Raw genomic sequence first — 17,154 nt, forward strand, 5'->3', positions numbered from 1 at the left:
GGCATCTAGTAGTACGATATGCCTTTTCTTGTCAATCCTTGTGTGCTGCAGTCAACAGACAGTTCCAGGCACCGTCATAGGAGATACCAAGTGCAAGGCGAAGAGGTGCTAACGATCAAAGATGTGGCAGCCCTGTTGAAAGTTGGCGAAAAGACCATCTACTCCATGGCTCAGAGCGGAGAGCTCCCGGCATTCAAAGTCAGGGGGCAATGGCGGTTCTCTCGAAAGGACCTGGATGCCTGGATAGAGCTACAGAAGCATTCAACCCAGGACTTCGGAGAAGGACAGAAAAAATGAACCAAACAGCAAATCGACGGAGCATTCCATGAGCCGGAAAAAAAATCAGGGGCATCCAGAGGGCACCATCCCGGCCGGGTATACGCTCGACTATGTAACCGGAAAGCAAGTCAAGGAAACACCCAAAGAGCTGGTCCGCCAGCGGGTGGTTCGTGCCCTTATTCACGAATATGGGTTTTCGCCCGAAGACATGGAGCTGGATTTCTCCATCGGCGGGCGCAAGAAGGTGGATATCGCGATTTTCCACCATGGCAAGGACCACACGATTGAGAACCTGGGCCGAGCTGTTCTCTGCCGACAGGAACCGAACGTCGGCAAGAACGCTGTCCGTATCCGTGATTTTGAGCAGGCCGCCAAAGATCTCGATGAAATTGAAACCATCATGCGCGAGGTCGAGGCTGTTCAGTACGGCTTGTGGACCAACGGCCTAGAGTTCTTCTTTGTCGAGAAAGAACAAAAGCGCTTCGAAACCAAGTGCAACCCAATCGGCGACTGGCCGATGGCTGAAGAGTCGGTCGGCACCAAGGAGGTTATCTCCGATGCGCACACCCGCGTCGCCGACAACGAGATGCTGAAGATCACCTTCCGCCGCTGCCACAATTTCATTCACGGCAACGAAGGGATGCCCAAGGACGCCGCCTTCTGGCAGTTCCTTTACCTCATTTTCTGCAAAATGCACGACGAAAACCTGCGGGCCAAGCAGCGCCAGGCCTGGCAGCGTCGCTTCTGGGCAGGCCCCAAAGAGCAGTTCGAAGCCGAGGGTCGAAAAGCCATTCGCAAGCGGATCGAGGAGCTCTTCACCGAGGTCAAGAGTCAATTCAAAAATATCTTCCGCGGCAACGAAGAAATTACCCTCTCCGACCGTGCACTGGCCTTTATTGTTTCCGAACTGGCCAAGTACGACTTTACACGTACCGATGTCGATGCCAAAGGCGTCGCCTATCAGGAGCTGGTGGGTGTCAACCTGCGCGGTGATCGTGGTCAGTATTTCACTCCGCGAGGCGTGGTGAAGCTGGTCGTTGAAATGCTTGACCCCAAAGAAAGTGAGACACTGCTGGACCCTGCTTGTGGAACAGGTGGATTCCTGGTTGCCACACTGGGCCACATGCTGAAGAAATTCCGAGATGAGCAAAACACCCAAGTTGGAAACGAAAGCACAACCGAGTTCCTAAATGTTCATGAACGGCTGAAAGAGTATGCGGCCGCCAACGTCTTCGGGGCCGACTTTGACCCATTCCTGATCCGTGCAGCCCAGATGAACATGGTGCTGGCGGGCGATGGTCGGGGACATATTTACAACGTCAACTCGCTGGAATTTCCCTTAGGCCATCTGGCGGATTTGCCAAGCGCCAAGAAGGAGATCCCGCTGGGGTCGGTGGATATCATCGCCACCAATCCTCCCTTTGGCTCCGACATCCCGATCACCGACAAACACATCCTGGAGCAGTACGAACTGGCCCATAACTGGGAGTCGGACGGTGAAGGCGGCTTCCGCAATACTGGCGTACTCAAAGGCAGCGTCGCTCCCGAGATTCTGTTTATCGAGCGCTGTATCAAGTGGCTCAAACCGGGCACCGGCCGCATGGGTATCGTCCTGCCCGATGGCGTTCTCGGCAATCCGGCGGCGGAATACATCCGTTGGTGGATCATGCGTGAATCGCAGGTGCTCGCCTCCGTCGATCTGCCTGTGGAAGCTTTTATCGCCGAGGCAAACGTCAACATCCTCACCAGCCTTCTGTTCCTGCGCCGCAAGAGCGAAGAGGAAAAGCACGCCGAGGCTCTAGGTGGCGTAGAGGAATATCCAGTCTTCATGGCGGTAGCCGACAAGGTTGGGTTCGACCGTCGTGGCAACAAGCTCTACAAGCGCACGCCGGACGGCGAAGAGATCCTCGAACCCAGGCAGTTCACCGAGCGATTCCATCGCAAGAGTGGCTGGGTAGAGAGAACACTTACACGGCAGGAAAAGATCGAGGACAACGATCTGCCACTGATCGCCCGGAAATACCGAGAGTTTCTGAAGGAATATGATGAGCTGCCGCTCACCAGTGAAAGTGCGACTGGCCGCAGCCAAAAACAAAACGGGAAAAAGGTGGCGGCACGATGAGCGACCAGGACGACGACATCATTGAAGCCCAGCAGGATGCTGCCGAAGAGAACGGCCCGGATAACTTTTTCATCGATATCCTGACCGGTAACAAGGAAAGCGCCTCAGCCAAAAAGCTGCTGGTGCAGAAGGTTCTGCGCCAGCTCATCGAAAGCTACGGGTTTGATCGGAATGACCTGGAGGTGAACTACAACCCCCAGATCCCCGGCCAGGGGCGCAAGCGCATCGACATCGCCATTTTCCGCCCCGATGCCGAGCACAACAACGACAACCTGCAGCGGATCATCGTCTGCAAGAATCAGAAGAAGCGCGACAAGCTCCGCTCCATTGTCGAGGCCGACGCCGACCTACGTGAGCTCAAGGAGCTACTGGAGCTGATCCCTGGCGCGACGCTGGGTATGTGGACCAACGGTCAGGAGGAGTTCCTGTTCCAGGTCGAGCGCACCCGCTTCGAGGTCCGAGCCAAACCGCTGGGTGTCTGGCCGGTTCCGGGTGAACGGACTACCGATCTCGACCGCACCGGCGGTGTCATTCAGGTCAGCGCCGAAGCGGAAGATCTGGAAGACGCTCTGCTGCGTTGCCGCCAGTATCTGAACCGAAACCTGGGGCTCGATCACAAGGATTCCTTCAAGCAGTTGGCCGTGCTGATGCTGGCCAAGATCCACGATGAGACGCTGCCCACTGGCGAGCGCAAGTTCTGGATCAAGGGCGACGAGCCTTTCACCGAGGCGGGCCAACAGGCCACTGCCCAGCGCATCAACGAATCCATTGCCGCTGCCAAGGCCTGGCAGCCTAACCTGCTGACCCGTGGCTGGGATCTGACGCTGGAACCTCACGAGACCGCCCGCGTGGTCATGGAGCTGGCCCGTTACTCCCTGAGCGAAACCCAACCCCGTTACCGTACCGGGGCCTTCCGTGCGGTCGCCCGCAGCGTGATGGACGGCCGCGAGGGCCGCTACCCCACGCCGCTCAACGTGGCCGAAATGGCGGTGGAGATGCTCGACCCGCAACCCGGCGAACGCATCATGGACTGCTCCAGCGGCACCGGCACCTTCCTGGCGATGACCGCCGCGCATATCTTCAAGAAGAAACTTGCGGCCATGGGCACCGCGCCTGAAGAGGCCACCAACGAACAGATCCGCCAGGCGCAAAGCGAAACCGCCGCCTGGGCGGCCAGCAATGCCCTGGGCTGCGACATCGATCCCTTCTTGGCCGTCGCGAGCCGCATGAACCTGCTGTTCACCACCGGTAATCCCGGCCGCGTGTTCCGCATTGATGCTCGCACCTTTCCGGATGGCGATCTGGATGGCGTCGAAGCCGCCCGCCCTGCCATGCTGCTAGGCAGCATGGATATTGTTCTGCTCAACCCCTGGTTCTCGACCCAAGATACGGTAAGCGACACCTCCATTCTGCAGCGCTATGACCTGGGCAACATCTGGGAGCGCGACGAGGGAGGTGGATTCCGCAACACCGGCAATCTGAACACCGGCGGTGTCCCTCCCGAGGTGCTGTTTCTTGAACGCGCCCTGCGATGGGTGAAGCCCGGTACCGGCCGAGTGGGAATCCTGTTGCCCGATGGCTTGCTGGGCAATCCCGGCGATGAGTACGTGCGCTGGTGGATTCTGCGTCACTGCGAGGTCATGGCCTCGGTTGACCTGCCGGTGGAGCCGTTCAAGGTCACCGTGAAGGAGTATGGCCTGACACCCGCCTTGCCCAGCCTGCTGGTGCTGCGTCGTCGCAGCCAGGAGGAGCTGATCAATACCGAGCACCCGGAATACAAGGTCTTCATGGCCGTGGTAGATCGGGCCGGTGTCGACGCCCGGGGCAATCTCCTGTTCCAGCGAGCCCCCGATGGTGAGGAGCTGGTTTTCGATGAGGAAGTGATCGAGCGGGTTCGTGAAGGCGGGGAAGTGGAAATCCGCCGAACCACGCGCCGCAACCGCCGCATTCATGACGAGCTGCCGCTGGTGGCAGAGAAATACAAGGAATTCCGCGCAACCGGCGAGGTGACGTTATGAGCAGAAAATTTCAGTGCAGAGCGATTCCAAGCGCATGGCTTGAAAACAACGGTCGTCGCCTTGACTGCGGTCCTTACATGTCAGGAGCAGTCGAAGCAAAGGAACTATTGAAGAGACACAAGAATGAGGCTCTCAAGAGTCTTACCGCCAATCATAATGGCGGCATTTTTAACGGCCCTCGGTTTCCTCGCGTTTACGTTGATGACCCAACGAATGGTGTTCCCTTTCTGGGCAGCACAGATATTCTCGACGCAGATTTATCCAATGTTTCGTTGTTGTCCAAGAAACAGATTAATGGGAATCCTGCCTTAGTTCTTGATGAAGGATGGACCCTGATCACCTGTTCGGGAACCATTGGACGGATGGCTTATGCCCGTTCGGACATGAAAGGGATGGCGGGCTCGCAACATTTCATGAGAGTTGTGCCTGACATTACCAAGATCACTCCCGGATACCTCTACGCATACCTTTCAAGTCGATTCGGTGTTCCGATTGTTGTGTCTGGTACCTATGGAGCAATTATTCAGCACATAGAACCACATCATATCGCAGACCTTCCTGTCCCGAGACTCGGCGACATTGAAGAACAAGCAAACGAATTGGTTCAAAGGGCAGCGGAGTTGAGGGTTGAAGCAACCGAGCTCCTCAAAACCGCCGGTTCGATGGTCAATTACCAGTTTGGCTTCCCGCAAAAACTGGCATTGTCACATCGCGTCTTCTCGTGTTCGACGGCGTCCTCCATGCTGGTTCTCAAGCGACTGGAGGCGACCTTCCACGACGCCGTTGCCCAAGAAAGTGACCGGCTGATCGCTGGCGTTCCACGCAAAGATGAACTCTCAACCCTCGGCATATCGATTAGCGAAACCGGACGGATTAAACAGGTCTTCGTTGATGAGGAGTACGGTGCCCCATTCCTGACCAGTGGCGAGATTTTCCGCCAGCGTTATGAGCCAACGCGTTTCCTGTCCAGCCGTCTATTGCCAGACGAAAGTGAGTGGGCGACCCAGGAAGGCGACCTGCTTCTTGCTCGCAGTGGGCAAGTCGGCGGCATTATCGGTCGCGGTGTTTGGGCCGATCGCCGTTTTGCTGGTGGATGCGTTTCGGTAGACGTTCTCAGACTGAGTGCGCAGAACTCGAGGATTCTTCCCGGCTACCTCTACGCATACCTATTTCTCACTGATGTGGGTTATCGGCAACTGATTCGGACTGCCGCTGGGAGCTCCATTCCGCATCTGTCGGCACCCGACGTATCACGCCTGCTCATTCCCCGATGCGACAGCGCCCTCGAAGGCGAGATCAACGAACTGGTCTGGAATGCTGGACACAAACGGGCGGAGGCTCAGGAAAAAGAAGACCTGGCTCGCGCCCTCGTCGAGCGCACCATTGAGGAGGGAGGTCGCTAATGGTGAAGGTCATACCCATCGGGCAACCCGCGAACGAATCTGAACGCCAGGCCATCGGGTTCCTTCGGGATCACCTGCCTGATGGCTGGCTGATCTTCCACAACTTCGAGATGCGCCAGGGTGAGGAGGTGTTCGAAATCGACATCGCCATCCTTGCGCCTCACGCGGTGTATCTGGTGGATGTCAAAGGGACGCGGGGCAACATCGATGTGTATGGCTCCAAGTGGTATCCCGAGGGGCGGCAGCCGTTCTTCTCGCCGCTGGCCAAGCTGCGCAGCCATGCCAAGACCATGGCCACCATCATCCGCGAGAGCAACACCGGCCTGATTGAGCTGCGCAAGGCCCATGTGCATGCCACGGTGCTGCTCACCGCCGATGACGCCGCCGTGTTCGATCAGGCGGGTATCGACAGCCCGGACGTTACTGACTTCAAGCACTGCCTGAAATACTTCCGCGACCCGAGCCGCATCCCCGACAACCGGCTGGATAACATCACCCGCTTCCACTCCCAGATCGCCAAGGCGATCACCGGCAACGCCAAGCCCAAGAGCGCGGCGCTGGTGTTCCGCGACTGGCAGGTGGAAGAGAAGCTGGGCGGCACCGACCGCTACACCGAGTACCGCGCCAAGCACAACCTGTTGGGCAAGAGCGGCGGCATGGCCCGCCTGCGCGTCTATCAGGCCGACCCTTACCAGGACGAGGCCGCCCGCAAAGAAGAGTTCAAGAAGATCAGTAACGCCTATCGGGCCGTGGCGCACATGCCGACTCACGCCAATGTGCTGGCGGTGAAGGATCTGTTCGTCTCCGACGATGAAGATAAGGTGGTTCTGGTCACCGAGGACCTGCCCGGCCAGGCCCTGCGCCTGCACATCAACAAGGCCTCCCTGGCGCTGACCTTTGACCAGAAGCTCCAGGTGATGCGCGACGTGCTGTCGGCCCTGGACCATGCGCACCGGCACGAGGTGATCCACCGCAATCTCACGCCGGACGCCATTCTGGTGACCAAGGGCGGCCAGGCCCGGGTGACGGGTTTCGATTTCGCCCGGGTGGGCAAGAACCGCACCTCCACCATCGCCGATCAGGTGGTGGATGATCTGGAAGCCACCTACCAGGCTCCGGAGTGCTTCAAAGACCCGACCCAGGCCAGCATTGCCTCCGACCTCTATGCCGCCGGGCTGATCTTTTACGAGCTACTGACCGGCGAGCTGCCCTTTGAAGGCGTCGACCAGATGATGGAGGCCGATGGCCGGTTCCCCATGAAGCCCTCGGAGCACAAGCCGGACCTGCCCAAGGGGATCGACTATTGGCTGCAGAAGTTCTGCGAGTTTGATCCCGAGGAACGGCACACCAGTGCGGCCATCGCCCGCAAGGGCCTGGATGACCTGATTCTGCCCGAGGCGAAGAACGACTCCGGCCCGGATGTGAGCGGCCCGGCCGTGGTTGTGCCACAGCTCCCGGATAACCTGATGAACCTGCCGCAGGATTTCATCCTGGCGGATCGCTTCCGCATTCAGAAGAAGCTGGGCAGCGGCGGCTTCGGTGTGGCCTACAAGGTGTTCGATTCCCTGGGCGATGTGGTGCGGGTCATCAAGCTGGTGACCAAGGACCGCCGCAGCGTGTACGAGCGACTGCGCCGCGAATACAAGACCCTGACCAATCTGCCCGACCATCCGCATGTGGTGAAGGTGATCTGGGCGGACCGCATGGCCGACGCCAAGCAAACGCCGTACATCGTCTTTGAGTACGTGGAAGGTCTGGACGTCTCCGATCTGATCGATGCCGAGGCGCTGTCGCTGGATGATGCCGTGCGCATCGTGCGCGAGGCCGCCGATGGGCTGGCCCATCTTCACAAGCACGGCGTTTACCATCAGGACGTCAAGCCTTCCAACCTACTGTGGACCGATAAGGGCGTCCGCATCATTGATTTCAACGTTGCGGTCTCCGAGAACGACGAGGTTCAGGGCGGTGGCGGCACGCGCCGCTACCTGCCGCCGGATTACGATTACTCCTCCGAGCCGGATGCTTCGGATCGGGTGGACCGCGACCTCTATGCCCTGGGCATCTCCTTCTATGAGTGCCTGACCGGCAAGTATCCTTTCGACGACCCCACGCCGCCGATCAAGGCTCAGCCCAAGGACCCCAAGCAGTTCAAAGGCTGCGCCGACCTCAGCTCGTCGCTGGTCAATGTGCTGGTGAAGATGATCGCGCCGGAGCGCAAGGATCGCTTCGCGTCAGCAGAGGAGTTCTTGACCGCCATGGCTGAGGTCAAGCGCCTGCGCTCGGTGCTGACCGCCGGCGAGATTGGTGCCGGACCCAAGGTGGTGTCCAAGCTGGGCTTCGAGCCGACCAAGCCCAACACCAACCCCTTTGTCACCCACCTGCTGACGCTCTATAGCCAGAGCCAGGTGTCCAACGCGGGCACCCGTGGCCTCGACGAAGTTGGCAAGGCCACCTACGTGCCGACCTATCTGGACGAGAAGCTCAAGCCCGCGCTGCTCAAGGGTGAGTTCCGCCTGGTCATCATCAGCGGTAATGCCGGTGACGGTAAGACGGCCTTCATTCAGCAGTTCGAGGCCTTTGCCGAGAGCAAGGGCGCACAGATGCAACGCGGCGCGAATGGGGCTGTGTTCCAGCTCAAGGGGCATACCTATCAAAGCAATTACGACGGAAGCCAGGATGAAGGCGACGAGCGCAACGATGCCGTGCTGCAGAAGTTCTTTGCCCCCTTCGCGGGCAAGGACGCCTCCGGCTGGCCCGAGAATCAGACCCGCCTGATCGCGATCAACGAGGGGCGGCTGGTCGATTTCTTCCTCGAGCATGAAGAGGAGTTCCCGCTGCTCGCCAAGCAGATTCAGCAGGGTTTGGCCGGAGCTGCACCGGAACGCGGTATCGCGGTCATCAACCTCAACCTGCGCTCGGTGGTCGCCGAACCCGAGGAAGGTCAGCCTTCGATTCTGGAGCGGCTGATCGCCCGCATGACGCAGCAGGAATACTGGCAGGCCTGCGAGAAGTGCGATCTCAAGGGCAAATGCTACGCCTATCACAACGCCCGGACCTTCCAGGACTCGGTTGCCGGTCCCAAGGTGATCGAGCGCCTGAAGATGCTCTACACCATCACCCATCTGCGCGGCCGCCTGCACATCACCATGCGTGACCTACGTTCAGCGCTGGCCTTCATGCTGGTGGGCACTCAGGATTGTGACGGCATTCACCAGCTCTATCAGAACGGTGGTGAAGAGACCCAGAATCGTATCCTTGACGGCTTTTATTTCAACTCATGGCTTGGCGGGGCTGAAGGCTCCAATGACCGCCTGATTTCTCTGCTGCGCGAGATCGATATCGCCGAAGTCAGCAACCCCGATCTGGACCGCGAGCTTGGCTTTCTCAACCCCAAGACCAAGGCCATGAGCCGCTTCTCGTTCGCGGAGCGAGCCGGGTATGACGATGGGCTGACGGAGACGCTGTTCCGCAATCTGCCCCGCGATTACTCGTCGAAGAACCGTGCTCGACTGATCGCCAAGCACCGAAACTACCTCTCGCACATGCGCCGCCGCCATTTCTTTGAGCGACGCGACATTGGTTGGAAAGAGATGCTGCCTTATGGAAGCATCGATCCCTTCCTGGATGCCATTGAGCAGCCTGGACCGAAAAGCGCCGAAGAGGTTACCTCTATTCTCCGGGCCATCAACCGGGGCGAAGGCCTGAGCGATCCGGCGCGGTTGGGCAACCAGTTGGCGTTGCGTGTCCGGCAAGTGGATAAGGGCACAATCCGCAGTTACCGCCTCTTCGACGGCGACCATTTCACGCTCCGCACCGAGCAGGAAACGGCAGTCCATCCTTTCCTCGAGTGCCTGTCCCAAGCGCTGGTGCTGCTTTACAACTCCGGCGACGGACACAAGGCCAGCCTGCGCATCAATCTCGACATCTACGAAATGCTGATGCGGCTCAACAACGGCTACCGGCCCAGCATCGAGGAACAGGAAGGTTTCTACCTGAGCCTGGCGGTCTTTAAGAATGTTCTATCGGCCGCTCCCTATCAGGAAGTGCTCCTGACCGAAAGCGGCTTTGAATTCTTCCAGATCCGGCGCGACGACAAAGGCATCCTGCATCTGGGAAAAGTGAGCAGGAGGTCTGAAGTATGAGCATCAAAGGCAGAGACAAAGAGTTCCGCACTCCCAAGACCACCTATATCGATTTCAAGCACATCGAGATGGATCGTGTGCTGACCATGCTCTTCCCCCGGCTCAAATACGATGGATATGCCAGCCGACGGCCGCCCCGTGGCGGCGACCTGACGGTTGAAGAGTTCATCGAGGACTTCCTTGAGCATCCGGAATGGTTCGCGGGCTTTGATCGCTTCCCGCAGGTGGTACATCGCTGGATCGAGACCGATCTGATGGATGTGGTTAACCGTGGCAAAGCCAATCAGGCCGTGGCCGCTCCAAGGCCGCTGCACGGCAACACCTATAAGTTCCGCAACGCAAAGCATACGCGTGATTACGGTGCGGCCGAGCAGATTTACTGGATGCTTTTCTATGCCCGCAAAGGCAAGGGCCAAGCGGCACGAGACGCCTTGAAACGGTTCTTCTTCCCGGGAATCGACCTGGTGACGGACCGCTACGACCCCAACGCATCCGTGGATGTGGAGACGCAGGCAATCCTGCGTCTGGATCACCAGGTTACCCAGGACATGAAGGACTCCAAGGAGCCTTCACGTTTCCAGCCGCTGTGCATCGGCCAGGCCGACATCATGGCCGACGACATCCTACGGCTTCTGGCCTACGAGCCCTATATTCCGCGCTCAGTGCTGGTGGATTACCTCAAGACCCTGATGGCCTTCCATCTGGCGCTCTACCACCTCAAGCTGCTGCAGATGTTGCCCAAGCTGGTGAAACAGCGCTCCGGAAACGATCTCTGCACCACCAAGGAATGCCCGATCAACCCCGGCCTCGACAATGCGCTGGAAGGCTGTCCTTACCGCGTGGCGCTGGTCGTGGATATGGGCGACCTCAACAATCCGCATATGGCCGAACTGGCCCGCAAGTCCACGGACCGGCTCTATCGCCAGATCCCGGCCTTCGTACAGGCCAATTTCGTCGTCAAGAAGCTCGATGAGATGGCGGAATACCTGACCAAAAAGACAGGCAAGCTCGCTACGCCAGGGGGCGGCGTGTTCAGCGTCGGCGATCTGGTTTCCCTGCTGAAGCCTGAGCACGATGCCGAACGGCAGGCTTACTTCAAGTTCCGCCTGGCCAGCCTGATCGAAGAGTCGACCTCCGGGAATGAGGACGTTGATCCGGAGATCCGGGAAGTCACCGCAATGGGCCTCGGCGAGTTTGAATCCTTCATCGAAATCCTGATGGCGTATCGCGGCAAGTATCACCGCCAGTACATCACCGAATGCCTGGATTCTCTTCTGCTGAAGAACAAGGAAAACGGCCTGTTGGCTCAATCCAGAACCAAGGGAAGCCCTCGGCGGTTTGTGTTGGGGAGCAAGCTGCTGGAGGTGCTGCTTCAGGTGGCCGTGCTCACCCAGGACGGCGGACGCTTCGTGACCCGGGAAGTCCGCATCGAGGAGTTGCTTACTTTCCTGAGAAACCGCTACGGCCTTCACATCGACCGGCTACCGGAAGGAGCCCAGGCCAACAGCAGCATCCTCGACAGACGCGCCTTGCGCCTCAACCTCGAAGCCTTCAAGCGTCGCCTGCGCGAAATCGGGTTCTACGAGGATCTGTCGGATGCCTATGTGACTCAGAAGGTGTCGCCCCGCTATGCGATTGAGAGAAACGATGGAACAGATAAGAACGGGAGGCACGCATGAGTAACGCGTTCACCAAGCTTTCCCAGGATAAATTGAACGCGGCGGTTGCTGGTCTGCTGTGCCCCCGTATCGAAGCGATCCTGGGTGACCGTGGCCCGGGCCACTGCATGCGGGTCACCGATCTCGATGACGATGTGATGGAATCGGTTTGCAAGGAACTGCGCCGAACGCGGCCTGACGGCAACATTTTCATCCTTGGCAGCCATGATCAGGAGGGCCAACCCTTCCGGGTGACCTCCACCAAGCTGGTGGAACTGCGAAATCCCGACGCGAATGGTGAGTTGCGCCAGCCGCTTCTGGTCTTTATCCCAACCTCGCTCCGCACCAGCGCTGAGGATTCCTTCGGTGTGGCCACGTTCGAAGAGCTGACCTTCACGGCGATTTACGAAGATCTAATCGACTCACTGCTTGACCGGCTGCCGGCAACACTGGTCAGCCATGTGCGCGATCTTTTCGGAATCATCTCAGAGGAAGAATGGCTTTTTGCCGATGATGTTTTCCGCGTGCGATATCTACTCACGGCGCTGGAAAATGGCATTGATGGAGAAACGCTCGGAGCCAGCCTGTATGAATTGACGCTGATTCCGGACTTCAAGCTCTTCGCCGATCCTGGGATGGTCAATGGCAAGATCCGGCGGAACCTGGGCAGCGTCCGAAATCTGATGGCCTCCCACAAATCCGTGCGAGGACGCATCGCGGAGTTGGGGCTCAGCGACAAAGCCCTGGAATCTCGCCTGTCTACTTACTTTGAGAAATACGACATCCAGGAACCGGAAGCCTGGACGCCGCCCATAGCGACGGATAAAAGCTGGTGGAGCATCTCGTTCGACAAGTGGACCTTCCAGGAAGAGCGTTCCCTGGACAAGGTCCTGCTGACGGTTCTGGAGACCGACTTGCCGGTCGTGCAGGAAGACGAGACCGATGATCAGCTCTCCGGCCTGATTGGACAACAGGTTCTGGTCCCCAACGACCGCCGTAAGATAAATGTGGTGTTCGAGGTCAATCCTCACCCAGGTAAAGTCAGCGGACTGGATCACTTTACGGTTCAGATCGTTTCTCAGAACGATGGCCCGGTCGGAAAATCCAAGAAGGTCAAAGCCTGGACGCAGAATCGTCTGCAATGCACGGTCAACCTGGATAAGCTCAACAAGATTGAATTTGAGGAAGGTTGGCACTTCATTCGGGTTCTTCCTTGGACTGCCGATGGCGACCCGATTCCGCTGGAAGCGGATTCCGGCTCCGAAGGGGCCAAGCGTTCTTATGAGAGCGAGCCTTTTTACGTCCTGCCCGGCGGCAGCATCGAGGAAGAGCCGCCGCAGCGGGCAATACCCATTGAACAGAGTCTGGAGCACGCTCACTTCCGGTTGCAACTGACCGCGCTGGGAGATGAGCGCGACCCGGCAGAGATTGCCATTAGCGGGGTCGCCTGGGCTGAAGGCGGTCGTTCTAAGAAGGCCTCCCGTCAGGAAACCTTGCTGGCGAAATTCGGTCGTGAGGGCGCTGTGCAGATTCCGCTCTCGCGCATGCTCAAGACCATTGAACAGCGCATTTTGGCGGAGCCCAAGCATCCATCGGGCTGGCGAATGCAGATCAATCTGGATACTGCCGAGCCGCCTTCCGAGGTTGGACTCGCACTGCCATCTTCGGCCGCGATGGCCTCCTTCCTGGCCGCTCGCGAAGAGTTCTTCGCAGCAGTGCGCAAAGACACTGCCGAGCTGATCATGCAGGGGCTTTCGTTCCGAGACTCGGAAAAGGAGTGCCTTGCATATGCCGAGGCATACCTCGACCTGGTAAGGAACCTTATCCGTCAGGCTGAGACGACTTCTGGTGCCGAGCGCCAGCAGCACCTGCAAGTACTCAGAAACGTGCTGGCCGTTGATTCCATTCACGTCATCTTGACCGACTTTCGTGGAAGGCATCGGGAGGCTGTTTTGATCTCCCCAACCCATCCGCTCCGTGCTTTGTGGCTAAGCAGCTGGGTCACCCTGGGCAAGGATTGGATCGAGAAGATCAAGTCAGGCGGGAAGGATCACATTCCTCACGTCCGTTCCGCACTGTTGGATGGCCTTGTGCCTTCTGCTTATCCGGTCGGTATTCCCGTCGAGGATGGCCGCATCTTCACTCCGGTGGACAACCTGAATGCGTTTTGGGCGCTCTACGCCCCGACAACCGAGGAGAATTCCCGTGGCCTGATGGCGGAGATCTGTTCGGCTCTCGGCTTGGCCGAGCCGTCTGCGGCGGGGTCCGATATTTCCGGAAAGGTCATTGCGGACAAGATCGAGCGCTATCTCTCCCAGCATCCATATGTGCGAGAGCTATCTCTGAACATCTTCAACCCCGGGGCCGGTTCGGTAATAGCGGAGGCCCTGATGTCGCTCCAGCAGAAGCGTGAGCATGCCGATTTGCGCTATGACATCCGTCTCTTTACCTCCGACCCCGACTCGCCTGTTTTGGGTGAGGCGCTTGAATCAATGGTCCGTCCCGGAGCCACGGTAAACGAGGCCGCCGACGCGTTTGCGACTTCAACCGGCAGCCATCTGTTCTCCAAGCTGAACTTAGCCAAGCACGCGCTGAGTGAATTCCATGCAAATTCCAAGGAGTTCCCGGCGCACATCAGCGTTCTTCTGGATGTGTTCCCCGCCGAGGAGCTTTCCATTGCCGAGAAACCGACGGGAGTGACTCCGCTGCATGGGCTGATACAGGACTTCGACACCGAATTTGTTGATGATGATTCGGGTACCTTCTGGAATAAGCGGCCGATTGTCGGGCGCTCCCTCGGTGCGGACAACCACGCTGCGTGCTTCGATTTGCTGTCGTCCCTGAGCCGTCACCTCTGTTTTGCGACATCAGCGGTTGCTGCTTCTGGTGCCAGTTTCAAAGCCGTCCCGGTCGTGACCCTTGGCCTCGATGTGGCCCAACGAGAACTGATCTACGAGGTTCACCAGATCAGCGATTGGGTGTTCACAATCGACCGAAATATGGGGATTGAGTTTTTCGACCATGGCGGCCGGAAGAATAGACCGGACTATCTGATTGACTATGTGCCGGGAGCCAGCTCCCAGGCGACACACAACCTGATCATCTCCTCGCGCTCGAACGATGAGCTGGAGGCCATGCTAAAACCGGTGCTGCTTGAGCATGGCTTGTCCGCCGACGGCGAGCAGTCGGTTCAGATTCTGGCAAACCTGCGGTCGCTTTCCGGCCAGCTTGCCCTGAAACTGATTTCTGCACGCACGCAACAGGCGGAAGCTCTTGGCCTGGCTTTGGCGCGGCTCTATCTCGAATATCAGGGCGCATTGAGTAATCAGGTCATTGTGCCGTTGGATGCACACACGGACCTCTACCGCTCAAGTGGTGAGTCAGACGATGTCAATGATGCCATCAGCCTGCAACGCACCGACTTGGGCTTGTTCGACTTGGATTTGAACACCAGGACGATAACTTGCAACCTGGTCGAGGTGAAGTGTTATTCGCAGGTCGGCGACTTTGCGGCCTTCAACCAACTGAAGGAGCGGATCTCCGCTCAAATCAATCAGAGTGAGCGCATCCTCCAGCGCCACTTTGACCCGGCCCTGAAAAAGCCGGACCGGCCGGATAGGTTGCTCAAGAGCCGGGAGTTGGCTCAGATCCTTCGGTTCTATCTGGAACGCTCACTGCGTTACGGGATCTTTGATATGACTGCCGCCCAGGAAGCACGAGGGCTACTTGAATCCATCGAACAGGGTTACTCGCTTCAGTTCAGACGCTGCGCCCTGATCTTCGACTTCGACAAGACCGGAACCGAAGCCCCGGACAACGAGGTGGGCATTGAATTCCACCGCATCGGCAAGGATCTCATTCACGCCTTGCTGGAGAACTGCCGCAAGCCTATTTCTGTCGAGATTGAGGAAGAACCGACCGCGCACCTCCTAAGCGAGCAGTTTATACCGAACGTGCCGAAGCTCGAGACAGCCGCTTTCATCGCACCCAAGAGAGCTCGGTCAACGTCCTGGACGGTGGATGAGCTCTGGGACGAAGAGCCAGAGGCACCAATCACCCAGCCAACACCTCCTGCCGCAGGGGAAACACCTGCACCTGCCCAAGAGGAAAAGGAAGAACAAGCGGAACCTGTCGAGCAGGCACCTCGACCTTCCACCATTGCGCCTGAAGAAGAAAAAGAAGACGAACAGCCCGCCGCCGTTGCTGTTGAACCGGAAGAACCTGTTCAACCCGAGCTTGAAGCGCCAGAGCATCCGACACCCGAGGCTGCGCCTCAAGCCGAGGTCCGCTATGACATCATGCTGGGCGTTAATGGTGACTCGCCCCAGTACGGATTGCTCGGAGAGGTTTCCGGCAGGAAAATCGCGCTGGACCTCAACCATACCCACACAATCAGTCTCTTTGGGGTTCAAGGCGGCGGCAAGAGCTACACCCTTGGAACGGTCATTGAGATGGCCTCAATGCCGCTCCAACACATCAATGTGCTGCCAAGCCCGCTCGCCACGGTCATTTTCCATTACAGCCCGACCCAGGATTATGCGCCGGAGTTTACCTCGATGATCAATGCCAACTCGGTGGATGAAGAGATCCGCATCCTTCGTGAGCGTTACAAGGCCAACCCGGAAGCCCTGAAGGATGTACTGATTCTTACCCCGGCAAACAAGGTGGATGATCGCCGGGCCGAGTACCCGGATATCGAGGTTAAGGCGATTGCTTTTTCTGCCTCCGAACTCAAGGCGGCGCACTGGAAATTCCTGATGGGAGCGATTGGCAGTCAGAGCATGTATATGCGGCACATCAATCTCATCATGAGGGGGCTGCGGGATAACCTGACCTTGGATGCCCTGCGAGCAGGTATTGATAACTCTGGCCTGTCCGATCACCTGAAAGAGCTGGCGCAGACGCGCCTTCTGTTCGCCAGCGAATACATCGATGATAACCAGCGTCTCCAGGATCTGATTCGTCCAGGCCGTTTGATCATCGTGGATCTGCGCGATGAATATATCGAAAAGGACGAGGCCCTCGGTCTGTTCGTGGTGATGTTGCAGATTTTCTCAGAAGCAACCTACCAAGGAAGCGCCTTCAACAAGTTGGTGGTTTTCGATGAAGCCCACAAGTACATCGAAAACGATGACTTGGTTTCCGGCTTGGTAGAGGTCGTCCGTGAGATGCGACATAAAGGGACCAGCATCATGGTCGCCTCTCAGGACCCGCCATCGGTCCCTGTCTCTCTGATCGAGCTGTCATCACAGATCATCATGCATAAGTTCAACTCGCCCGCCTGGCTGAAGCATATCCAGAAGGCGAATGCCGCCCTTGGCGAGTTGACCTCCGACAAGATGAGCCATCTCGGAACCGGCGAAGCCTATGTGTGGTCGAGCAAGGCCTCGGACGACTCCTTCACCCGGGGCGCGGTGAAGATCAAGTGCCGTCCTCGTATTACGCAGCATGGTGGTAGTACCAAAACGGCCGTTGGTCGGTGACGTCAGTCACTGGCATGTAACCACCATCAGAGACGGAAGGACCGAATAG

General features: G+C 58.1%; 7 protein-coding genes. All 7 read left to right on the top strand.

What is annotated here, in order from left to right; translation table 11 throughout:
- The first annotated feature begins 90 nt into the window (after positions 1-90).
- The 7 genes from mads1 to mads8 are packed head-to-tail and all read left to right on the top strand — an operon-like array spanning position 91 to position 17,105.
- Positions 91-297, top strand: a complete 207-nt coding sequence (gene mads1, locus KHN96_RS18365) for a methylation-associated defense system helix-turn-helix domain-containing protein MAD1 (protein WP_115044155.1) — start codon at positions 91-93, stop codon at positions 295-297.
- A 28-nt stretch (positions 298-325) separates the two neighbouring features.
- Complete coding sequence (gene mads2 / locus KHN96_RS18370; protein ID WP_115044153.1) at positions 326-2,401, top strand: methylation-associated defense system DNA methyltransferase MAD2; 2,076 nt, start codon at positions 326-328, stop codon at positions 2,399-2,401.
- The gene (gene mads2, locus KHN96_RS18375) at positions 2,398-4,419 is read left to right on the top strand and encodes a methylation-associated defense system DNA methyltransferase MAD2 (RefSeq protein ID WP_115044152.1); all 2,022 of its coding nucleotides are present in this window, start codon (positions 2,398-2,400) and stop codon (positions 4,417-4,419) included. The genes mads2 (KHN96_RS18370) and mads2 (KHN96_RS18375) overlap by 4 nt, the downstream gene beginning before the upstream one ends.
- Complete coding sequence (mads5, locus tag KHN96_RS18380; RefSeq protein WP_115044150.1) at positions 4,416-5,822, top strand: methylation-associated defense system restriction endonuclease subunit S MAD5; 1,407 nt, start codon at positions 4,416-4,418, stop codon at positions 5,820-5,822. Before mads2 (KHN96_RS18375) ends, mads5 begins: the two co-directional genes overlap by 4 nt.
- A complete protein-coding gene (mads6, locus tag KHN96_RS18385) occupies positions 5,822-9,964 on the top strand; it encodes a methylation-associated defense system protein kinase MAD6 (RefSeq protein WP_115044148.1) in 4,143 nt (1,380 codons plus the stop codon). The genes mads5 and mads6 overlap by 1 nt, the downstream gene beginning before the upstream one ends.
- On the top strand, positions 9,961-11,643 hold the full coding sequence (gene mads7 / locus KHN96_RS18390; RefSeq protein WP_115044147.1) for a methylation-associated defense system protein MAD7: 1,683 nt from the start codon (positions 9,961-9,963) through the stop codon (positions 11,641-11,643). Before mads6 ends, mads7 begins: the two co-directional genes overlap by 4 nt.
- The gene (gene mads8 / locus KHN96_RS18395) at positions 11,640-17,105 is read left to right on the top strand and encodes a methylation-associated defense system ATP-binding protein MAD8 (RefSeq protein WP_115044145.1); all 5,466 of its coding nucleotides are present in this window, start codon (positions 11,640-11,642) and stop codon (positions 17,103-17,105) included. Before mads7 ends, mads8 begins: the two co-directional genes overlap by 4 nt.
- The last annotated feature ends 49 nt before the right edge of the window (positions 17,106-17,154 follow it).

Source organism: Ralstonia mannitolilytica, assembly GCF_905397375.1.
GTDB lineage: Bacteria > Pseudomonadota > Gammaproteobacteria > Burkholderiales > Burkholderiaceae > Ralstonia > Ralstonia mannitolilytica.